This is a genomic window from Ralstonia sp. OTU4908 (assembly GCF_038440115.1).
Classification (GTDB): Bacteria; Pseudomonadota; Gammaproteobacteria; order Burkholderiales; family Burkholderiaceae; genus Ralstonia; species Ralstonia pickettii.
The window spans coordinates 19,438-41,302 of sequence record NZ_JASATD010000005.1 but is presented as its reverse complement, the minus strand read 5'-3'; the positions used below and the strand labels follow the sequence as shown (position 1 = coordinate 41,302).

Here is a 21,865-nt window from a genome sequence, read left to right as displayed (position 1 = left end):
TGACAGCAAATCAGTAGCGGGCCATCCAGGCCAGCACATGCGTCGCGACAATGCCGACCGCGAAACCACCGACGAACAGCAGCGCGGCGGACAGCAGCCGGTTCGTGCGCTTTTGCTCGGCAAGCAGCGCGGTGAGCGCCGCGGTCTGCGCATTGCCGTCCTCGCGGGAGTGGCGATCCAGAATCTGGTGCACCAGGCGCGGGAAGTCCGGCAGCTTGTTGGCCCATTGCGGCGCCTCGACCTTCAGTCGCTCGACAAAACCGCGCCAGCCGATCTGCTCGTGCATCCAGCGTTCGAGGAACGGCTTGGCCGTCTTCCACAGGTCCAGATCCGGATCGAGCTGGCGGCCCAGCCCTTCGACGTTCAGCAGCGTCTTCTGGAGCAGCACAAGCTGCGGCTGGACTTCCACATTGAAGCGGCGCGAAGTCTGGAACAGCCGCATCAACACCAGACCCAGCGAGATCTCACCCAGCGGCCGATCGAAATAAGGCTCACAGCACGCGCGGATGGCGCCTTCCAGTTCTTCCACGCGCGTCTCTTCCGGCGCCCAGCCGGACTCAATGTGCAGGACCGCCACGCGGTGGTAGTCGCGCTGGAAAAACGCCAGGAAATTCTGCGCGAGGTAATTCTTGTCGAACTCCGACAGCGCGCCGACGATGCCGAAATCCAGCGCGATATAGCGGCCCAGCGTCTCGGGTGCCACGCTCACGAGGATGTTGCCGGGGTGCATGTCGGCATGAAAAAAACCGTCGCGAAAGACCTGCGTGAAGAAGATCTCCACGCCGTCGCGGGCGAGCTTGTGCATGTCGACACCGGCGGCACGCAGCTCTTCAGTGTGCGAGATCCGCATGCCGTGCATGCGCTCCATCACGAACACTTCAGACGTGCACCAATCCCAGAACACCTCGGGCACCAGCAACAGATCGGACTTGGCAAAATTGCGGCGCAGCTGGCTGGCGTTGGCCGCCTCGCGCATCAGGTCCAGCTCGTCGTGCAGGTACTTGTCGAACTCGGCGACCACCTCGCGCGGCTTCAGGCGCTTGGCGTCGGCCCACAGCTTTTCGATCCAGGTCGCGAGATCCCGCATGAGCGCGAGGTCGCTGTCGATCACAGGCAGCATGCCCGGGCGCAAGACCTTGACCGCCACCTCGCGACCATCATAGGGGCCGCCGCGCAACGTGGCGAAATGCACCTGTGCAATCGACGCGCTCGCCACAGGGTGATGATCGAAACGATGGAACAGCGCCGAGAGCGGCTTGCCGAGCGATTTCTCCACGATGGCGGCGGCCACCTTCGGGTCGAACGGCGGCACACGATCCTGCAGCTTGGCCAATTCGTCGGCCACATCCGGCGGCAGCAGATCGCGCCGCGTCGACAGCACCTGCCCGAACTTCACGAAGATGGGCCCAAGCTGCTCCAGCGCCAGGCGCAGGCGCTCGCCGCGGGGCAGCTTCGGCTTGCGGCCCAGCGTCAGCAACCAGACCAGCGCGCGAATGCGGCGGCTCTTGAAGCCCGACAACGCGAGTTGATCCAGCCCGTAATAGAGAATGACGAAAACGATCTTGCCCAACCGGAAGAAGCGCGTCATGCCGATTCACCCTGACGTGCGATCCGGGTGGCCGGTCGTGGAAGTTTTTCGAGCCGCTCCAGCCGTTTGACCAGACGCGCTTCGGCGTCACGCAGTGCGGCCACATCGTCGGCGAACTGCGCAAGGCGCGCATGGCGGACAAGCGTCGGTTGCTCATCCGTGAGGTAAGACGCCACCGATTCCGCCAGCGAACGACTGACACGCGTGGCCTCAGTGCGGGCGGCCTGCGCACCGCTCACCATGCGCTGCGCGATGACATCGCCAAACAGGCGCGAGAGATCTTCCGCCGCATCCCAGCGCAGATTGCGCAGCAGGGTGGACAACACGTTGGCGAACTCGGCCTCGCCCTCGATGCGCACGTGCTTGAGCACGGCGGCCTGCCCGCCCGTGGCGTAATCGCCGGCAGCGGCCGCGAGCGGCACGACAACGGTCACAGCCGGTTCGACATCAGGCGGGGGAGCGGTCACCAGGCCGGCGGCGTCCACCTGCAACGTCATCGACATGGGCGCCAGGTCAAAGCGCGCCACGCGGCCTGCGAAGGGCCGCAACGTCTCCTGCGCCCAGGGCTCCTGGCGCAGCAGATGGTTGAGCGCGAGCAGCAGCGGCTGCATCAGCACGAGCGGAAACGAAGACGGAGACGAAGTGGCTGTCGAGGACATGCGGTGACGGTGCGCAAAAACAGCAAGAAAGCAGCAAAAAGCGGGCTAGCGGCGGGCAACAAAAAGGGCCCGAACCAGACGGTCGGACCCTATTTTACGGGGAATGTTGAAACGGCCGTTTGCGCCGCTTCAAGTTGTTACGGCATCACTGCAACTGCTGAATGCCCGCCAACACCCACCCCCCCGCACCCTGCGTCGGCTTTGTCAGGTTCCACACCTCGGCAAACGGCTGCGCGGGTGCATTGGCTTCTTCGCGGATCATGCCCGAGAAGCGCACGCTGGCGAGGTACTCGGCGGCCTGCGTTTCAATGCCCAGCATTTCGGCTTCAACCGAGACCACGTCGGTCTTGTTGGGCGAAGTGCCGCGGTCGGCCAGGTCCATCTTGATCTCGGCAAACATTTCCGGCGTGGTGAACTCCCGGATGTCGTTGAGATTGCCCGCGTCCCAAGCGGCCTGGAGGCGGATGAAGTACACCTTGGCGTTGCGCAGGAAGGCTTGCGTGTCGAAATCTGCCGGCACGCCCCACGGCTGCTGCGGTGCGGCTGCAGCAGGCTGAGCGTTGACGGCCTGCGCGCTCGCAGCCGAACCACCCAGGTTCCACGACTGTGCGGCGGTTGCCGCGCCGGCGCCGAGGCCCGACGTGTTGCCGGTGTTGAGCGATGCGGCCGCCGGAGCAGAAGCCTGCGGGGCCGGTGCGGCAGGTTGCGGCACGTACGGTTCACGGTCGCCGCCCAGCGACGGGCCACCCGTGGCATAGGCAGGACCTTGCGGACGGCTGCCGCGGACCTTGCGAATGATCCACATCACCACGAAGGCGACGAGTGCGATCAGGATCAGGTTCGACAGCAACGAGGCGAGGCCCGCGCCCAGACCGAACTTCGACAGCAGATAACCGATACCCAGACCGGCAGCCAGGCCGCCCAGCATGCCGCCCCAGTTACGTCCGGGCTTTGCGGCCGGAGCGCCCGGAGCCGGTGCGGCCGGTGAAGGTTGTGCGGCAGGCGCGGCCTGCTGCGTCGGCGACGGCGTCGTGGCCGGCGGCGTCTGTTGGCGTTGCGTCACGGTGGACGACTGCTTGCCGATGCTGCGGCTGCCACCCATGCGCTTGGCGTTGGCGTCGATTGCCGTGCCCAGTGCGAGCGTCGCGACCAGCGCGCCCGCCATCAATTTTCCACCCCAATGCAAACTCATCGCTGTCTTCTCTCCAGTGGCAGTGACGCCATTAGATGAAGACGTCAACGCCGAAATTCAATGTGAAGGATCGTGGCATATCGCCGCAACGCGCTACATCGCCCATCCGGTGGAACGACGGCAACACTTAAAGGCGACGGCCGACGTGCAGAGCCACGACACCCGCCGTCAGATTGAAGTATTCGACCGAGTCCAATCCGGCCTGTTCCATCATCTGCTTGAGCGTTTCCTGATCCGGGTGCATGCGGATGGACTCGGCCAGATAGCGGTAGCTCTCGGGGTCGCCCGCCACTTTGCTGCCCAACCACGGCAGTACCTTGAAAGAGTACAGGTCATAGGCCTTCTCCAGCGGCTGCCACACCTTGGAAAACTCCAGCACCATGACCTTGCCGCCCGGCTTCACCACGCGGCGCATTTCAGCAAGCGCGCGATCCTTGTGCGTCATGTTGCGCAAGCCGAATGCCACTGTCACCACATCGAAGTAAGCATTCGGAAAGGGAATGTGCTCGGCGTCGCACAGGGCGGTGGGGGTGAGCACGCCAGCATCGAGCAGCCGGTCACGGCCGACGCGCAGCATCGACTCGTTGATGTCGGTCAGCCAGACCTCGCCGGTCGGACCTGCCTGGCGCGCGAAGGCCTTGGCCAGATCACCAGTCCCGCCGGCGATGTCGAGCACCTTGTAGCCCGGGCGCACTGCTGCCTGGGCAATGGTGAACATTTTCCACACGCGGTGCAGGCCGCCGGACATCAGGTCGTTCATCACGTCGTATTTGCTCGCGACGGAATGGAACACGCCGGCAACCTTGCCGGCCTTTTCCTGCTCATCGACCTGCTGAAATCCGAAGTGGGTTTGGCTCATGACAGAAAGGGATACGGACGCAGCGCAACGGCGCCGCAAAGTGAATTGGGAATCAGTGGCTGTGGCCACAGGCGTGGCCGGCGTTCGCTGCCATCGGGGCGTCACGGTCGACACCGGCGGCGGTCAGCCGATCGAGATACGCTTGCCAGAGCGCGTCGTGTTCGACGCCGAGGCGGTATAGATAAGCCCAATCGTAGATGCCGGAATCGTGACCGTCGGAGAACAGTGGCCGGATCGCGTAATTGCCGACCGGCTCCACGCCGACGATGCCCACCTCGCGCTTGCCGGTCTGCAGAACCTCCTGTCCGGGCCCATGCCCCTGCACTTCCGCCGACGGCGACAGCACGCGCAAGTATTCGAATGGCAGGCTGAACTGCTTGCCATCGGCGAAGGCAATTTCCAGCACGCGCGATTGCGTGTGGACGGTAATACCGGTCGGGTGTGGGGTGTCGGCGGAAAGTCCGGCCATGAAAACGTCTCGTCGAGTCAAAAACGGTGTTTCAGGAAGCTGCCAGCGCCATGTGCGCAGGCTCTTCCACCACCCGATAGCTTACCGCAGTCAACGGATCGCCCTCGGGGATGTAGCGCAGGCGGCGGTGGTGGAATCGTGCGACGGTACTGCGGTGCGCCACGCTGACGATGGTCACATCAGGCATCGATTCGAGCATCAGGCTGTACATGAACGCCTCGGTGTCTTCGTCGAGTGCGCTGGTGGCCTCGTCGAGGAAGAGGTAATCGGGGCGCTGCAGCAACGCACGAGCAAAAGCGAGGCGCTGCTGCTCGCCCGGCGACAGGCGCAGGCTCCAGTTGCTGACCTCGTCCAGTAGATCAACCAGTGCCGGCAACCGGCATGCGTTCAGCACCTGGGTCAGACGCTCAGCGGTGTACTGGGTGGCCAAATCCGGATACGACAGCGCATCGGCCAGCGTGCCCGACGGCAGGTAGCTACGCTGTGGCAGGAACAGCACGCGAGCATCGTCCGGCACCTCGATGCGACCGCTGCCGTACGGCCAGATGCCGGCCACGGCACGCACCAGCGTGCTTTTGCCGCAGCCCGACGGGCCGTTGACGAGCACGCGCTCACCCCGTGCGAGCGTCATGTCGAAGGGTTTGACCAGCAAGTCTTCGGGCTTGCGGTTCGGCAGATTCAACGCGAGGCCGCGGGCTTCGATGGCGGGTACGGCGGCGGTTTCGACCTCGACATCCCGCACGCCGGCGCGGTGCTCTTCTTCGCGCTCGGCGGCGCGGATGGCGCGCTGGAATTCGATCAGACGGTTGGTGGAAGCTTTCCAGGTGACGAGCGTGCGGTAGTTCGTGACAAACCACGACATCGCATCCTGTACCTGCCCGAACGCCGTGGCGACCTGCATCATTCCGCCCAGCGTGAGCGTGCCGCCAAAGTAGCGCGGCGCCGACACCAGAAACGGGAAGATGATGGCGAACTGCGCATAGCCGGAACTGGCAAAGGTCAGGCGCCGTGTGTAGTCCATCAACTGGTTCCAGTTGGTGCGGATGCGTTCGAAACGGCCGCGCAGGATGGCTTTTTCGGTCGGCTCGCCGCGGTACAGGGCGATGCTTTCGCTGTTCTCACGCACGCGCACGAGCAGGAAACGGAAGTACGCCTCGTAACGCTCCTGCTGGAACGACAGCCCGATCAGCGGCCGCCCCACAAAGTGGATGATGACCGAGCCCACGATCGAGTACAGCAGCGCAAACCACACCATGTAGCCGGGAATCACGAAGTCGTGGCCGCCCAGGCTGAACGCCAGCGGCCCCGACACCGCCCACAGGATGCCGAAGAACGACACCAGCGTGACAGCGGAATTCAGGAAACCCAGCGCCAAGGTGAGCGTCGCATCGGTGAAGTTGCGCAGGTCGTCGGCGATCCGTTGGTCGGGGTTGTCGGCGCTGTGCGTCTGTTCGAGGCGGTAGAACGCCTGCTTGCTGAGCCAGTCGTCGAGGAAGCTACCGGTGATCCACGTCCGCCACCGCATCTGCAGCATCATCGAGTAATACAAACGCATGATCGAGCCAAAGATCAGCAACGCGGCAATCCATGAAAAGCGGCCCAGCTGCGTCCAGAATTCGCCGTAGTTCTTCTGCTCGAGCGCATTGTAGAAAAGCCGGTTCCAGTCCGTGAACAGCACGTTCATGTAGACCAGAAACAGGTTCAGGGCGACCACCAATGCAAGCAGCCCCCAGGCCTTGTGGCGGTCTTCCGAAAACCAGTACGGGCGGATCAGTTGCCAAGTCTCCGAGAGGTTCAGCCGTCCATGGTGAACGGTCAACTCGGAGATGGAATCCTTGTGGGAATCGGGCGTAGCGGCGGTGCGCGGTGTCGTCATGGCGAGGGCGTTGGCGCAACAGAAAGAGAATCAGACGTCGTGCGCGCCACGGGGGTTCCGCGCACGACGGGGCGATGCGTTACCAGGCGCTAGGCAGCCTACCGTCAACAGCCCTCAAGCGTTGGCCAGCGCCGCGTGCAGCGCGTACGACAGTGCCGGCAACCTGGCCGTGATCTCGGCCATGCGCGCGGTATCAGGGGCGCGCTGCTCGGGGCCCCAGACGGCCTCTGGAAAATGCGTGTCCCAACGATAGCGCGGGATGACGTGCCAATGCAGATGCGGCACGAAATTGCCGAAGCTGGCGAGGTTGATCTTGTCGGGCGCCAGTTCGGCCCGCAGCACGCGCTCAACCCGGCTGACGACGTCCATCAGCCAGTGGCGATCTGCGTCGGACAAGTCGGTCTGCTCGGCCACGTGATCGTTCCAGATGACGCGGCAGAAGCCGGGGAAGCGCGCGTGCTCGACCAGCACCACCCGCGCCTTGGCATTACGCCAGACGGGCTCGCCGCCGTCCGCCTCGCACAGGGCGCAGCCGGGCGCGCGCTCGCCGGTCGTCGCAACCGTCACACCAGAACCCGCTCGATGCCGCCGGCGTTGGCCTGCGCAACGTAGTCCTGCAGCCAGGTTTCGCCGAGCACGTGACGCGCCATCTCGACCACGATGTAGTCGGCCTGTACCGAGACGTCTTCGGTGTAGCGCGACAGGCCCTGCAGACATGCCGGGCAGCTCGTGAGAATCTTCACGTCGCCGTTGAACGCCTCGCCGCCCTGGCCGCTGGTCTGGCCAAGGCTGCGCAGCTTGTCGGCACCCTTCTGCATCTCCTCTTCCTTGCGGAAGCGGACCTGCGTCGAAATGTCCGGGCGTGAAATCGCCAGCGTCCCGGACTCGCCGCAGCAGCGGTCGTTCTTCTCGATCGCGCTGGTCTGGCCATCCGCGCCGATGTTGCCGCCCATCAGCTGGTTGACCAGCTTGGTCGGGTCCATCGTCTTGATGGGGGTGTGGCAAGGGTCGTGGTACATGTACCGCGTACCCTGCACACCGTCGATCTTCACGCCCTTCTCCAGCAGGTATTCGTGAATGTCGATGATGCGGCAGCCCGGGAAGATCTTGTCGAATTCATACCCCGCGAGCTGGTCGTAGCAGGTGCCGCAGCTCACCACCACCGTCTTGATGTCGAGGTAGTTGAGCGTGTTGGCCACGCGATGAAACAGCACGCGGTTGTCGGTGACGATCTTCTCGGCCTTGTCGAACTGGCCCGTGCCGCGCTGGGGGTAGCCGCAGCACAGGTAGCCCGGCGGCAGCACCGTTTGCACGCCGGCGTGCCACAGCATTGCCTGCGTAGCGAGACCCACCTGCGAGAACAGCCGCTCCGAGCCGCAGCCCGGGAAGTAGAACACCGCTTCGCTATCGGGCGTGGTCGCCTTCGGGTTGCGGATGATCGGGACGATCTCGTTGTCTTCGATGTCCAGCAACGCACGCGCTGTCTTCTTGGGCAGGTTGCCCGGCATCTTCTTGTTGATGAAGTGAATCACCTGCTCGCGCACCGGCGGCCTGCCCACCGTTGCCGGGGGATGAGCGGTCTGCTTCTTGGCGAACTTCTTCAGGATGTCATTGCCCAGACGCTGCGCCTTGTAACCCCAGTCGAACATCACCTTGCGCGTGAGGTTGATGGTCTCGGGGTTGGTCGCGTTCAGGTAGAACATCGCCGCTGCGGTGCCGGGGTTGAACTTCTTCTGCCCCATCTTGCGCAGCAGGTTGCGCATGTTCATCGACACATCGCCGAAGTCGATCTTGACCGGGCACGGCGTCACGCACTTGTGGCAGACCGTGCAGTGATCGCCCACGTCGGCAAACTCTTCCCAGTGCTTGACCGATACGCCGCGGCGCGTCTGTTCTTCGTACAGGAAGGCCTCGATGAGCAGCGACGTGGCGAGGATCTTGTTGCGCGGGCTGTACAGCAGGTTGGCGCGCGGCACGTGCGTGGCACACACCGGCTTGCACTTGCCGCAGCGCAGGCAGTCCTTGATCGACTCCGAGATGGCGCCGATGTCGCTCTGCTGCATGATGATCGACTCGTGCCCCATCAGGCCGAACGACGGCGTGTAGGCGTTGCGAAGGTCGGCGGCCAGGCCTTGCGGGTCATTGATGTCGCGCAGCAGCTTGCCCTTGTTGAAGCGGCCGTTCGGGTCGACGCGGCGCTTGTAGGCAGCAAAGTCGGCGATCTCTTCGTCGGTCAGGAATTCCAGCTTGGTGATGCCGATGCCGTGCTCGCCTGAAATCACGCCGTCCAGCGAACGCGCCAGTGTCATGATGCGGGCCACCGCCTTGTGGGCGTCCTGCAGCATGTCGTAATCATCCGAGTTGACGGGAATGTTGGTGTGCACGTTGCCGTCGCCGGCGTGCATGTGCAGCGCCACGAACACACGGCCGCGCAGCACCTTCTTGTGGATCGCCTGGGCCTCGTCGAGGATCGGCTTGAACTCGCCGCCGTTGAAGATCTTGCGCAGCTCGGCGCGAATCTCCGCCTTCCACGACACGCGGATCGTCCGATCCTGCAGCAGGTGGAACAGGTTCGCGTCGGGCTGGTTCACCAGACGGTCGTCGATGGTCTGCGCAAGGTAGCCCAGGCCAAGCCCGATGAGGCTCGCGCGCGCCGTGGTGACCGGCGTGTCGAGATGGTCCAGCAGATATTGCCAACGTGCGCGCGTGGCACGCAGCAGTTGCTGCGCCTGTTGCACGCGGTCTTCCAGCAGTTCAGCGCTGGGGATTTCATTGGCGTCGTCGGTGCGGCCCAGCGGCAGGTTGCTGCCGGCAAAGAAATCGAGCAGCGCGTCGGTCAGCTTGAGCTTGCTCTTGATCGACAGCTCGATGTTGATGCGCTCGATGCCGTCGGTGTACTCGCCCATGCGATTGAGCGGGATCACCACGTCTTCGTTGATCTTGAAGGCGTTGGTGTGCTTGGCGATCGCGGCTGTGCGCGAGCGGTCCAGCCAGAATTTCTTGCGGGCCTCGGGGCTCACGGCCACGAAACCTTCGCCGCTCTTGCCGTTGGCCAGGCGGATCACTTCCGAGGTGGCGCGCGCCACGGCGTCGTCGTCATCCCCGACGATGTCACCGATCAGCACCATCTTCGGAAACGCGTTGCGCTTGCTCTTGGTGGCGTAGCCGACCGCGCGCAGGTAGCGCTCATCAAGGTGTTCCAGGCCCGCGAGGATCGCGCCGCCGGGCTTCTTGGTTTCGGCGTCGAGGTAATCCTTGATCTCGACGATGCTGGGGATCGCGTCGCGTGCCTGGCCGAAGAACTCCAGGCACACGGTGCGGATCGACTTGGGCATGCGGTGCAGAATCCAGCGCGCGCTGGTGATGATGCCGTCGCAGCCTTCCTTCTGCACGCCGGGCAGGCCGGCCAGGAACTTGTCGGTGACATCCTTGCCGAGGCCTTCCTTGCGGAACTTGCGGCCTTCGATGGTCAGGGTCTCGGTGCGCAGCAGCTTGGCGCCGACCGGCGCATTGCCGTCGAACCACTTCAGCTCGAAGGTGACGACCGGCGCATCGTGGATCTTGCCCAGGTTGTGATTGAGGCGCGTGACTTCGAGCCAGTTGCCGTCCGGGTCGACCATGCGCCACCAGGCGAGGTTATCCAGCGCGGTGCCCCACAGCACCGCCTTTTTGCCGCCCGCGTTCATGGCGACGTTGCCGCCGATGCACGACGCGTCGATCGAGGTCGGGTCCACGGCGAAGACGAGGCCGGCCTTTTCCGCCGCATCGGCCACGCGTCGCGTCACCACGCCGGCGCCCGAATAGATGGTCGCCACAGGGTGGTCAACGCCCGGCAGGTCGGTCATCTCGACCGCATCCAGGCGTTCCAGCTTTTCGGTATTGATGACCGCCGAGAACGGCGTGAGCGGCACGGCGCCGCCGGTATAGCCGGTGCCGCCTCCGCGCGGGATGATGGTCAGGCCCAGCTCGAAGCAGCCCTTCACGATGCCGGCAATCTCTTCTTCCGTATCGGGCGTGAGCACGACGAACGGATATTCGACACGCCAGTCGGTGGCGTCTGTCACGTGCGACACGCGCGACAGGCCGTCGAACTTGATGTTGTCCTTCGCGGTGACGCGGCCGAGCACTTTCTGGGCGCGGCGGCGCAGGTCGTACACCTGGGCGAATTCTTCCTGGAACGCCTTGACGGCACGGCGGGCATGCACGACGAGTTGCTGCACCTTGCTGGCGCGCTCGTCGCCCACGGGGTCGTGATGCGAATCGTGGTCGGCCACGCGGCGCTTCTCGATCTCCGCCAGGCGGTGATTGAGTGCGTCGATCAGCATCTGCCGGCGCTTCGGGTTGTCGAGCAGGTCGTCCTGCAGATACGGGTTGCGGCGCACCACCCAGATGTCGCCCAGCACTTCGTACAGCATGCGTGCCGATCGGCCGGTGCGGCGCTCAGCGCGCAGTTCGTCCAGGATCTGCCACGCAGACTCGCCCAGCAGACGGATGACGATTTCCCGATCCGAGAACGAAGTGTAGTTGTACGGAATCTCGCGCAGCCGGGGCGCAGCGTCCTGCGCCGTGAGTTTGGCGTCGATCAGAAGTGGGGCATTCATGGCGTGCCGCTGGGGAGGAGGTCGCGGCAAAGAGGGCTTGAGCCGCGCGGTCTTTAAAGGGCGATTGTACTGCAACGCACGCAGTTGATGCGTTGCAACAACGGTATCCCTGCGACCGATATGGGCGGGAAAACCGTCGCGTTTTCAATGGCTTGCGAAAAGCGCGGGGGCGTCAGGGTGCGCCAAACGCCACGCAAACGTCACATCATCACGCTCTTGATCCAGCCCAGGATGCCATGCCAGAAGCCGTCGGGCAGGGTCATGAGGGCCGCGGTCATCGCCAGATAGCGCAGGAATTTGCCGATGGCCATGTACATGACGCTGGGCCAGAACTTCAGGCGCAGCCAGCCGGCCAGCGTACAGAGCGGGTCGCCGATGCCTGGCAGCCACGATACGAGCAGCGACACCGGCCCGATGCGGCGCATCCAGCGGAAGTATTTCTTGTCGAGCGGAGGCTCGCGATGGCGCTTGGGGTGCGGCACGTGCTGGGCGTGCTCGACGTTGTGCTGCCGGCGGCGGCGCGCCAGGTGATAGCGCACTAGCGCCAGCTTGGCCGCGTAACCCATCCACCAATCGACCACGCCCCCCAGCGTATTGCCGAGCGTGGCCACCACGATGGCCGGCCAAAACATGTCCGGATTGAGCTTGATGTACGCAAAAACCGCAGGCTCGGAACCGAGCGGCAAGAGTGTCGCCGAAATGAAACTGACGACGAAGACGGCGGGCAGCCCGACCTTGGGCAGGGCGAGCGTGGCAAAAAGCGTGTCGATCCACTGTTCCATGCGGCCGATTGTAGAGGGCGGGCGGGCGCGGCGTCGCTTGGGGGCCGCCCTAGCCCCTCAGGCGAAGAACAGGTAGGCGACAAGCACGGCGCCAATCAGCCCGATCAGGTCCGCCCACAGGCCACACGCCAGCGCGTAGCGCGTGTCCTTGATGCCAACGCTGCCGAAATACACGGCCAGCACGTAAAACGTGGTCTCGGTCGAACCCTGGATGATGGCGGCCAGCTTGCCCTGGAAGGAATCGACGCCGTAAGTGGTCATCACATCGACCATCAGGCCGCGCGCGCCTGCGCCCGACAACGTCTTCATCAGTCCCACCGGCAGCGCCGGCACGAAACGCGTATCGATGCCCAGGTGCGTGAACAGCGCAGAAAGCCCGTGCATCAGGACATCCATGCACCCGGCCGCGCGAAACACGGCAATGCCCACCAGCACCGCGACGAGGTACGGAACGATGCCGATGGCGACCTGGAAGCCATCCTTGGCGCCATCGACGAAGGTTTCGTACACGTTGATGCGACGAATTGCCCCACAGACCAGGAACGCCACGACGATGGTGAGGATGGCGCCCGCGCCGATCAGGCCGATCCATGCCGCCATCTGCTGCGGCGGAAACTGGCGCAGCCACGCAAAAAGCAGCCCCATCGTCGCGACGAAGCCGCCGAAATACGCAAGCAGCGCAGGCTTGAACAGGTTGATGCGCTGATACCACGCCACCGCCGCAATGCCTGCGCAGAAGCCGATGAACGTGGACAACAAGGTCGGCAGGAAAATGTCTGCCGCATTGAAACCGACCAGGCCCTGCTTGACCGCCATGGCCTGGCGGATGGCGATGACGGAGGTGGGCACCAGCGTCACCCCCGCTGTGTTGAGCACCACGAACATCAACTGCGCATCGCTGGCGCGCTGCGGCTGCGGATTGATCTGCTGCAGCTCGCGCATGGCCTGCAGGCCCAGTGGAGTGGCGGCGTTATCCAGCCCGAGCACGTTGGCCGAGACGTTCATCATCATCGCGCCGTTGGCCGGGTGGCCGGCGGGCACGGAAGGAAACAGGTGCCGCATCAGCGGGTTCACAAGACGCGCGAACAGATCCACCACGCCGGCGCGCTCGCCCACGCGCATGATGCCCAGCCACAGCGCCATCATGCCGGTCAGGCCGATCGCGATTTCGAAGCCGGTGCGCGCGGCATCGAACATGCCGGTCAACATGCGCGAGAAGACTTCCATGTCGCCCTGCACCACCTGCACGCACGCGGTGACGAAGGCGACGAGAAAGAAGGCGAGCCAGACGAGGTTCAGGGCCACAGGGGTTGCGCGTTGGGATCGGACAAGCCGGTCATTGTGCCTGCGGGGACGTCTCGAGCGGGTGGATCAGGTGGAAGTTGTCGTAGTCGACCGATGTGACGCCGCCCTCGTCGTGAATCAGGTCGGCATAGCGATAGTTCCAGCGGATCTCGTCGTGCCGCCAGGAATAGCGCGCCTGCACAGTCTGCGCGGCAGTCTCGTCAGCGCCCTCGATGGTGAGCAGCAGCAAGGCGTCACCGGCCGCAAGCGACTCTGCGGTGGCGCCATGCAGCGGGCTGGCTTCATCGATGACATGCATCATCACCCAGCCCAGCAGGAAGATCGGGTGCTCGCTGCGCTCCAGCTTCAGGTCGTGGATCTTGTAGATCGAGTAGCCCTCGGGCGAGACCTCGTCCTGCATCAGGCGCAGCCGGGCGGTGGCCTCGGCGATGACGTTCTGGCGCGCATTGGCGGCGCGCAGCATCAGCGTGGATTTGCCGTTGAGCGGCCGCACAACAACGTTGCGCGCAAACATGATCTTGGCGCGCGGGCGAGAGAAGCGGGCAAACACCAGGCCCGTCGCCATGGCAATGCCCGACATGCCGATGAAGATCTCCAGCGTGGCGATGACGTGGGCGTAGAGCGTTTGCGGGTGCATGTCGCCGTAGCCGACCGTGGCCAGCGTTTCGACGCTGAAGAAGAAGGCCCCGACGAAGCCGGGCGGCGACTGATTCGCGATCGCGCCGTCGCCGAGCGAATACAGCCCTGCGAATACTGCATTCAGCGCCAGGAACATGGTCGCCAGCAGCGCGAAGAAGGTCGGCCAGTTGACCTCCAGCGCATGGTGGTAAACGTCGCGCCAGCCCAGCGGCGGCATGCCGTAGGCGATGACGTGCTGCGTGCCGGACCAGACTGTGCGGCCCCGGCGCGCGGGCCGGGAAAGCTGGGAGGAAGACGACGGGGTGTTCATGGAGGCCTCTCGCCGATGATGCGCCGCGCCCGCCCGGACACGGCCGGGGCAGTGTACCGACCGGCACGCCAGTCCGGCAAGGCGGGCAAGACGCCGCGTGATAGGCTTACGGGCTCTGCTCACGTCCAACCCCGGTCCGCACCATGGCCATCGATTACCTCAAGAAAATCCTGACTGCGAAGGTCTATGACGTCGCGGTCGAAACCGAGCTGAAGTTCGCGCCCAACCTGTCGGCGCGCACCGGCAACCGCGTGTACCTCAAGCGCGAGGATGACCAGCCGGTGTTCTCGTTCAAGCTGCGCGGCGCCTACAACAAGATGGCCTCGCTCACGCCGGCCGAGCGCAAGCGCGGGGTAATCACGGCATCGGCGGGCAACCACGCGCAGGGCGTGGCGTTCAGCGCGGCGCGCATGGAATGCAAGGCCGTGATCTGCATGCCGGTGACGACGCCGCAGCTGAAGATTGACGGCGTGCGCTCGCGCGGCGGCGATTGGGTCGAGGTCGTGCTGCACGGCGAAAGCTATTCCGACGCGTACAACCACGCCGCCCAGCTGCAGGAAAAACACGGCTACACCTTCGTGCACCCGTTCGACGACCCGGAAGTGATTGCCGGCCAGGGCACGATCGCCATGGAAATCCTGCGCCAGCATCCACAGCCGATCCATGCAATCTTTTGCTCGATCGGCGGGGGCGGCCTGATCTCGGGCATTGCGGCCTACGTGAAGGCCGTACGGCCGGACGTCAAGGTCATCGGTGTGCAAAGCGTGGATTCCGACGCGATGGCGCGCTCGGTGGCCGCCGGCAAGCGCGTCGAACTGAAAGAGGTGGGCCTGTTTGCTGACGGCACGGCAGTCAAGCTGGTTGGCAAGGAGACCTTCCGCATCACGCGCGAACTCGTCGACGAGATCATCACCGTGGATACGGATGCCATCTGCGCGGCGCTCAAGGACGTGTTCCAGGACACGCGCAGCTTGCTGGAGCCGTCGGGCGCGCTGGCGCTGGCCGGCCTCAAGCAGTATGCCGAGACGCACAAGCTGAAGAACGAATCGCTCGTGGCCGTGGCCAGCGGCGCGAACATGAACTTCGACCGCCTGCGCTTCGTGGCCGAGCGCGCCGAAGTGGGCGAGGCGCGCGAAGCCGTGTTTGCCGTGACGATTCCCGAAGAGCGCGGCAGCTTCAAGCGCTTCTGCGAACTGGTCGGCTGGTCGCGCAACGTGACGGAGTTCAACTACCGCATTGCGAGCAAGGACGCTGCGCATATCTTCGTGGGCGTGCAAATTGCATCGCGCGCAGAGGGCGACAAGATTGCCGAGAACTTCCGCAAGCACGGTTTCCCCACGCTGGACCTGTCGAACGACGAACTGGCCAAACAGCACATCCGCTACATGGTGGGCGGCCGCTCGCCGCTGGCGGAAAACGAGCATCTCTACCGCTTCGAGTTTCCCGAGCGGCCCGGTGCGCTGATGAAGTTTCTCTCGAGCATGAGCCCGAACTGGAACATCAGCCTGTTCCACTACCGGAATCAGGGCGCGGATTCGAGCAACATCCTCGTCGGCATCCAGGTGCCGAAGAACGAGAAACGCGAGTTCAAGGCGTTCCTCGCCACGCTGGGCTATACCTATTGGGACGAAAGCGAGAACCCCGTCTACAGTCTGTTTTTGTGATGAGCAACCAACCCGAACATTCGCCGCTGGGCAAGACGTCCGCCTACAAGACGGAATACGACCCGAGCCTGCTGTTTCCGATTCCGCGCCAGGGCAAGCGCGACGAAATCGGCCTCGCGGCCGGCACGCCGCTGCCCTTCTTCGGCGTGGACCTCTGGAACCTGTACGAGTTGTCGTGGCTGAACCTGCGGGGCAAGCCGCAGGTGGCGCTGGGCACCGTGATCGTGCCGGCGGATTCGCCCAACATCGTTGAATCGAAGTCGTTCAAGCTGTATCTGAATTCGTTCAACCAGACGAAGGTGGCGTCGCACGAAGCGCTGCAGCAGCTGATTCACCACGATCTGTCTGAGGCATGCGGTGCGCCGGTGCAGGTGCGCATCGTCACGCAGGAAGAGTTCGCGCGGCAGAAGATGGGCGAACTCGATGGCCTGCTGCTCGACCGCCTGGACATCGAAACAGATGTCTACCAGCCCACGCCCGAGCTGCTACATGCCGATGAGGAAGAAAGCCCGGTCGAAGAAACGCTGGTGTCGCACCTGCTGAAGTCCAATTGCCTGGTGACGGGTCAGCCGGACTGGGGCAGCGTGCAGATCCGCTACGTGGGCGCGCCGATCAACCAGGAAGCACTGCTGAAGTATCTGATCTCATTCCGCGAACACAATGAATTTCACGAGCAGTGTGTGGAGCGGATCTTTACCGACATCCTCCGCCAGTGCCACCCGGTCAAGCTGGCCGTGTATGCGCGCTACACACGTCGCGGCGGGCTGGACATCAATCCGTTCCGCACAAACTACAACACACCGTGGCCGGACAACTTGCGCAATGCACGTCAGTAAGCGCTGACGCCGGGCAAAACACGCAAGGCGCCTTCGGGCGCCTTTTTTCTTGCCTGAGCGATCCCCCAAACGGGCATTTCGGCCTCGTCCATTTTGTGGACGCCAATGCCCTATCGTTTCACGCCCACTCGCCTATAGTGGTATCCGCAGTACGCCACCCGGGGGAAATCGTGAAGGGCCCATCCGCTTTTCGTGGACAGGGCACTCTCGACGGGGATATCGCCATGAAGAACGCACCATGGGGGCCGCTTCGTGCGGTTGCGTGCGCATGCCTGCTGCTATGCGGCAGGTCGGCACTAGCACAGACCAACGAGCCGGTGGACGACAAGCCACCCAGCCTGGAATCGCTGCAGCGCGAGCTTGCCGATACGCAGGCGCGCCTGCAGGAGCTCAAGCGCTCGATCCAGCAACAGGAAGCGCATCTGCGGCACATGCGGCGGGCACTCGGCATGAGCGAGGGGCGCCTCGACACGGTGCGCGGAGCCGGCGCTCCCGGCGTGGCGGGCGAGGCATCGCAAATTGCACAGAACGACGAGACCGGCACCACGCCGGTCGGCAAACCGCCGGAGCCTCCTGACCGGCCACCACGCATTGCGCAGATCTTCGACGAGCCCAGCGCCCTGACTCCGCCGGGCAAGGTGGTCGTCGAGCCGTCTTTGCAGATGGCCTATTCGTCGTCGGACCGCGTGGCGCTCGTGGGCTACACCATCATCCCCGCGCTGCTGATCGGGCTGATCGACGTACGGCAGGTCAAGACCACCACGCTGACCGGCACAGTAGCGGTGCGCTACGGCCTGGCGCGACGCTGGGAACTGGAAGCGCGCGTGCCCTATGTCTACAGCTCGAGCGACACCGTCAGCAGCGAATTGTTTACCGGCACGGCGACCGACCGTGCCTTCAGCTCGCACGGGCACGGCATCGGCGATGTGGAGCTGACCGCGCGCTACCAACTCAATGCGGGCGGCGTCGACAAGCCGTTCTACATCGGCTGGCTGCGCTTCAAGACACGCACCGGCAAGGATCCGTTTGAGGTCACCACCGATTGCGTGACGCGCTGCGTGAGCAATACCACGGGCACCGGCCTGCCCTTGCAGCAACCGACGGGCTCGGGCTTCTTCGCCGTGCAGCCGGGGCTGACGTGGTTGTTCCCGACGGATCCGGCGGTGTTCTTCGGCAGCATCAGCTACCTGCACAACTTCGAGCGCAAGGACGTGAGCCTGAACCTGGTGGACGGCTCGAAGCAGTTCCTGGGCAACGTGAAGGCCGGCGACATCATCGGCCTGAACTTCGGCATGGGCCTGGCGCTGAATGAGAAGGCGTCGTTCTCCATCGGCTACGACCAGAGCATCATCGCGCCGACCAAGCAGAACGGTGAGCGCGTACCGGGCTCGGTGCGAACCATTCTCGGCACGCTGCTGGTCGGCTATTCGTACCGGATCTCGCCCAAGATGACGCTGAACCTGTCTGTGGGCGCAGGCCTGACGCGCGACACGCCGGACCTGACCGTCACGCTTCGACTGCCGATCCAGTTCTAGCTAGCTCAGTGCAGCAGGGTGGCGACGTTGGCCAGCGCGCCCTGCAGCACGTTGGAGAGATTCAGCTGACGAAACTGCGGCAGGCTATTGACCGCTGCATTGATGGTCGTCACTGCCTGCAGCGTCTGATTGTTCAGGCTGTTCTGGATGACCGTAGCCGCCGCTGCCGCACCCGCGGTGACTTCGGGTGGCGCAACATTGTTGGGCCCGTTCTGCACGAGGTTCACCGTGTTGACCACGGAGGCCAGTTGCTGCGCCTGCGTGGCGGTCATGCGCGCTACATCGGGGATATTGACTGATGCGCTCGCCACCAGATCGCCGTTGATGAAGACCGCACGGTCGATACCGAACGAAATGTGCAACCCCGCGAGCGAGGGCACATCAAACCCGCCGCGCATGTCGTCGAGCTTGTCTTCGGACACGGCCTTCCAGGCATGGACGGGGTTGTTGTCCGTGCCGTCAATGCTGGACGCGCAGGCATGCCCGGCCGCAGCCAGCACGAACCACCCGGCCCACGCTACCTTGCCAAACCGCTTCATGATGCCCTCCTGCCGGACTACCGCACCATCGCGCACACGACGCTCAAAAGTCGGACGGACCATGCTTGGGAACCACGATGGTTCCAAGGCCACTGCGGTCCATGCCTTCTTCCAGCGGCGCACGCGGTGCCACGCGCCAGTCCGATGAAGCGTTGAACGTCGCCCCCGCCTCGCGGTTGTGGACGACGAACAGCAAATGGTTGTCCCACATGCTCTCGAAATTTGCACGCGGTATCGCGCGCGTGCCCATGGCCGGATCGCCCACCAGCACACGCCCTTCCTGCACGCCCTTGACCACCACGAAGTGGTGATAGCCGTTCTCGGTCAACAGCACGATGGCCGGCAAGTGGGCGTCCTTCAATGCATCCAGCGGCTGCTCGAAACCATCCGCCTCGAAACCAAGCGATGCTAGATAGCGTTTGATATCGAGCAGCGAAAAGCCTTCTCGCCGGATCTTCTCCTGGTTGCCATGCTCGTACATGGCCTGGAACACGGTCTGCTCGGTCACCGGATAACCGTACTGATACGTGAGCAGCGTCGCCACCGCGGCCGACCCGCAACTGAAGTCGAAACGCTGATGCACGGTACGCAGGTAGCGCGCGGCCTTCATGCTCGTCACCGGCACGGCATAAGTGCCGCCGCCCGTGCCGAGCATGTCGATCGCGCCCGCCCACGCAGGCCCGCACGCCAGCGCCATCAGCACTGCACCCAACGTCTTGCGCATCATTCCGCCCCTTGCAAACTCAAGGCCGGAACTGCACGTTGACGATGGTGGCGTTCTGGATCAACACGTTCGCTCCGCTGTTCTGGATGACCGTGGGGATCCCGCTTGCGTTGGCGAACGAGCCGTCGCGCACAATGTTCGACCCCGTCGCCACGTTTATGGCGGCGTTCTCGCTCACAGTGCCCGACAAGCGTGCGTCATTGACGGTCTGGTAGAGGTCCTGCGTGCCGCCGCGATAGCTGTCGAGCCGATCCGCCCCCACCGCATGACCGAACCCAGGCACCGACACGGCCGCGGCGACCGGGGGACGCACCGCTTCCGTGTTGGCGACCTGCGCACCGTCTGCGATCGGCACGTCGTCCGCCGCCATCGCTGCTGCCGCTGGCCACACTGCCAGGCCGCATGCCAACCACCATGCCGCCCATCCTGCTGTGGTTCTTCTGTCGGATCGCATCGAATGTCTCCTACACGCTCCAACTGCAGGCCGGACCGCCGAAGCAGTCCGGCCCCATCCACCGTCATGCGCGAAGCTTCATCGCTCGCGCCGCGGCGCTTCCCCGCTCATGCCCGTACCGGGCTATTTGCCCACATTCAGGTTGGCCTGCACGTTGATGCTTTGCTGGATGAGAGAGGCGAAGCCGCTGTTCTGGTTCGCCACCATCACGCCTGCTGCAGACTGGCCGACGCTGGTCATGGCGTTGGACATGTTGAACGTACCTGCGTCCACCACAACCGTGCCACCTGCACCGCCCGTGCCACCCACCGCACCATTGCCGACGCCACCATTACCAACACCACCTGCGCCGCCGGCCGCGCCGACTGCGCCCACAGCGCCATTGCCGGCCGTGGACGATGCTGCTCCATTGGTCGCGCTGCCATTCGTGGAAGTACCGCCTGCACCACCAGTGCCGGCCACGTTGGTAGACGCCCCGCCGGCCGCGCCTGCGCCACCCGTGCTGGTGCCAGTGGCCGTGCTCGTGCCAGTGCCGGCGCCACCCGAGGCGGTAGCGGTGCCACTGGTGCCGGTGCCGCCCGCCGCGCCATTTCCGCCGGCTGCGGCTGCAGCGCCGCCCGTTGCCGAGCCTGAGCCGTTATGGCGGTTGGCGTCACCGCCATCGGAGCCACCGGCACCACCGCCGCTGCCTCCAGCGCCGCCGCCGGCCGCACTGGTGCTGCCTGCCAGGCCGCCCAGCCCTGCGCCCAGGCTCGCTGACAGCGTGCCGGAGCTGCCGCCGTTACCGCCACCGCCGGCGTTCCCACCGGCATTGCCGCCATTGCCGCCATTGCCGGCCGTCGCGCCACCGTTGGTTGCGCTGCCATGCGTGACGCTGCCCGAGCTGCCGCCTGCGCCGCCGCCACCGCCGGCACCGCCTGCGCCGCCGTTGCCGCCAGAGCCTGTGCCGCCGTAGCCGTAGCCGCCACGCCCACCGGCGCCGCCATTGGCGGTGCCGCCATTGTTGGTAGCGACATTGCCGATGCCAGATACGCTGATGTTAGTGACGGTGCCTTCCAGCTTGGAGACGGCAATCGCCTTGCTGGTGTTGAAGGAGTTGGTGAATGTTGCGGTCGCTACGCCACCGTTGTTGGCGGCAGCGGTGCCATAGCCTTCAGCGCTGGCCCAGCCGCTGTTGTCGCGGTTGCTGCCCTGGCTTTGGTTGTTGTGCTGATTCGAGTTGTCGGTTGCCGTGGTCGTCGTGGTCGTTGCGGTGCTTGTCGTCGTCTCCGTGCTGGTTCTGTTGATGGTCGACGTGTTGGTCTGGGTCTTGTTACCCGAGCCGGACGCCGTATTCCCGATATCGGCCAATGCAACGCCAGAGACCCCTAATCCCATGGCGATCGCGGTGGCCAGTAAGGTCTTCTTCATAACGCACTCCATAAAGGTAAGAGGGACGGCTGGAAACGCAGCCAGTAAGGCCGGCGCGCTCTGCCTGTGGGAAAAACATGACCCACCCCGGGGCGGCTCGTTTGCATAATCGGTGCCAACTTCCGGGCACGCTTTACGCGGCTGTTCTAAGTGATTGAAAACGCGGAAGATTCAGCGAGACCGGCGTCTAGAGGTGCACGCAGCGCCGCGCGATCGTGTCGAGACGTCCATTTTCGGCAGCGGGTTTTGGCCCTTTCTGTTGCAGCGCTGATACATCGCCGTGGAACGCCTGGCAGCCACGCCTTGCATGACGTCCGCCCCAAGACGCAAACCCCGCGCGCGCATACGCACGGCAAAGGCGTTTCAGACAAGCGATCGGATGGATGTTTCAGGCGTGATACATCGGGGCATCGTCGCTCACAT

Annotated in this window: 18 protein-coding genes; 3 read left to right on the top strand and 15 right to left on the bottom strand. The window is 64.4% G+C overall.

What is annotated here, in order from left to right; genetic code table 11:
• Positions 1-10: 10 nt before the first annotated feature.
• The 11 genes from ubiB to AAHM38_RS06195 all read right to left on the bottom strand — a co-directional run bounded on the left by ubiB (position 11) and on the right by AAHM38_RS06195 (position 14,280).
• Positions 11-1,588, bottom strand: a complete 1,578-nt coding sequence (ubiB, locus tag AAHM38_RS06245; protein ID WP_009239137.1) for a ubiquinone biosynthesis regulatory protein kinase UbiB — start codon at positions 1,586-1,588, stop codon at positions 11-13.
• Entirely contained in the window at positions 1,585-2,247 is a 663-nt protein-coding gene (locus tag AAHM38_RS06240) for a ubiquinone biosynthesis accessory factor UbiJ (RefSeq protein WP_012761153.1), read from the bottom strand. The genes ubiB and AAHM38_RS06240 overlap by 4 nt, the downstream gene beginning before the upstream one ends.
• 145 nt (positions 2,248-2,392) lie before the next feature.
• A complete protein-coding gene (locus AAHM38_RS06235) occupies positions 2,393-3,439 on the bottom strand; it encodes a Tim44 domain-containing protein (protein WP_027693098.1) in 1,047 nt (348 codons plus the stop codon).
• A 127-nt stretch (positions 3,440-3,566) separates the two neighbouring features.
• Positions 3,567-4,298, bottom strand: a complete 732-nt coding sequence (gene ubiE / locus AAHM38_RS06230) for a bifunctional demethylmenaquinone methyltransferase/2-methoxy-6-polyprenyl-1,4-benzoquinol methylase UbiE (RefSeq protein WP_012761151.1) — start codon at positions 4,296-4,298, stop codon at positions 3,567-3,569.
• Between the two features lie 52 nt (positions 4,299-4,350).
• Complete coding sequence (locus tag AAHM38_RS06225; RefSeq protein ID WP_012761150.1) at positions 4,351-4,767, bottom strand: gamma-butyrobetaine hydroxylase-like domain-containing protein; 417 nt, start codon at positions 4,765-4,767, stop codon at positions 4,351-4,353.
• A 31-nt stretch (positions 4,768-4,798) separates the two neighbouring features.
• The gene (locus tag AAHM38_RS06220; protein WP_012761149.1) at positions 4,799-6,643 is read right to left on the bottom strand and encodes an ABC transporter ATP-binding protein/permease; all 1,845 of its coding nucleotides are present in this window, start codon (positions 6,641-6,643) and stop codon (positions 4,799-4,801) included.
• A gap of 114 nt (positions 6,644-6,757) precedes the next feature.
• The gene (locus tag AAHM38_RS06215; RefSeq protein ID WP_012761148.1) at positions 6,758-7,210 is read right to left on the bottom strand and encodes an HIT family protein; all 453 of its coding nucleotides are present in this window, start codon (positions 7,208-7,210) and stop codon (positions 6,758-6,760) included.
• Positions 7,207-11,244, bottom strand: a complete 4,038-nt coding sequence (locus AAHM38_RS06210; RefSeq protein WP_116575858.1) for a DUF3683 domain-containing protein — start codon at positions 11,242-11,244, stop codon at positions 7,207-7,209. Before AAHM38_RS06210 ends, AAHM38_RS06215 begins: the two co-directional genes overlap by 4 nt.
• A 200-nt stretch (positions 11,245-11,444) precedes the next feature.
• A complete protein-coding gene (locus AAHM38_RS06205; RefSeq protein ID WP_116575857.1) occupies positions 11,445-12,026 on the bottom strand; it encodes a YqaA family protein in 582 nt (193 codons plus the stop codon).
• Positions 12,027-12,083: 57 nt separating this feature from the next.
• Complete coding sequence (locus AAHM38_RS06200) at positions 12,084-13,331, bottom strand: nucleoside recognition domain-containing protein (protein WP_116575856.1); 1,248 nt, start codon at positions 13,329-13,331, stop codon at positions 12,084-12,086.
• 31 nt (positions 13,332-13,362) lie between these two features.
• On the bottom strand, positions 13,363-14,280 hold the full coding sequence (locus AAHM38_RS06195; protein ID WP_012761144.1) for an ion channel: 918 nt from the start codon (positions 14,278-14,280) through the stop codon (positions 13,363-13,365).
• Between the two features lie 143 nt (positions 14,281-14,423).
• On the opposite strand from AAHM38_RS06195, the gene ilvA reads away from it, so the two are divergent.
• The 3 genes from ilvA to AAHM38_RS06180 all read left to right on the top strand — a co-directional run bounded on the left by ilvA (position 14,424) and on the right by AAHM38_RS06180 (position 18,315).
• Positions 14,424-15,944 carry a threonine ammonia-lyase, biosynthetic gene (gene ilvA, locus AAHM38_RS06190; RefSeq protein ID WP_012761143.1) on the top strand — a complete coding sequence of 507 codons (1,521 nt, stop codon included), beginning with the start codon at positions 14,424-14,426 and terminating at the stop codon, positions 15,942-15,944.
• Positions 15,944-16,780 (top strand): NADPH-dependent 7-cyano-7-deazaguanine reductase QueF, encoded by an 837-nt coding sequence (gene queF, locus AAHM38_RS06185; RefSeq protein ID WP_012761142.1) that lies wholly within the window; start codon positions 15,944-15,946, stop codon positions 16,778-16,780. The genes ilvA and queF overlap by 1 nt, the downstream gene beginning before the upstream one ends.
• Before the next feature lie 224 nt (positions 16,781-17,004).
• Positions 17,005-18,315, top strand: coding sequence for a transporter (locus AAHM38_RS06180; RefSeq protein ID WP_116575855.1), 1,311 nt, complete (start codon positions 17,005-17,007; stop codon positions 18,313-18,315).
• Between the two features lie 5 nt (positions 18,316-18,320).
• Here the strand turns inward: AAHM38_RS06180 and AAHM38_RS06175 are convergent, their stop codons facing one another.
• The 4 genes from AAHM38_RS06175 to AAHM38_RS06160 form a co-directional block, all read right to left on the bottom strand.
• Positions 18,321-18,854, bottom strand: coding sequence for a hypothetical protein (locus AAHM38_RS06175; RefSeq protein WP_065859093.1), 534 nt, complete (start codon positions 18,852-18,854; stop codon positions 18,321-18,323).
• Positions 18,855-18,897: 43 nt separating this feature from the next.
• Positions 18,898-19,581, bottom strand: coding sequence for a C39 family peptidase (locus AAHM38_RS06170; RefSeq protein WP_116575854.1), 684 nt, complete (start codon positions 19,579-19,581; stop codon positions 18,898-18,900).
• Between the two features lie 16 nt (positions 19,582-19,597).
• Complete coding sequence (locus tag AAHM38_RS06165; protein ID WP_065859091.1) at positions 19,598-20,032, bottom strand: hypothetical protein; 435 nt, start codon at positions 20,030-20,032, stop codon at positions 19,598-19,600.
• A gap of 123 nt (positions 20,033-20,155) precedes the next feature.
• Complete coding sequence (locus AAHM38_RS06160) at positions 20,156-21,442, bottom strand: hypothetical protein (RefSeq protein ID WP_116575853.1); 1,287 nt, start codon at positions 21,440-21,442, stop codon at positions 20,156-20,158.
• Positions 21,443-21,865 lie beyond the last annotated feature (423 nt).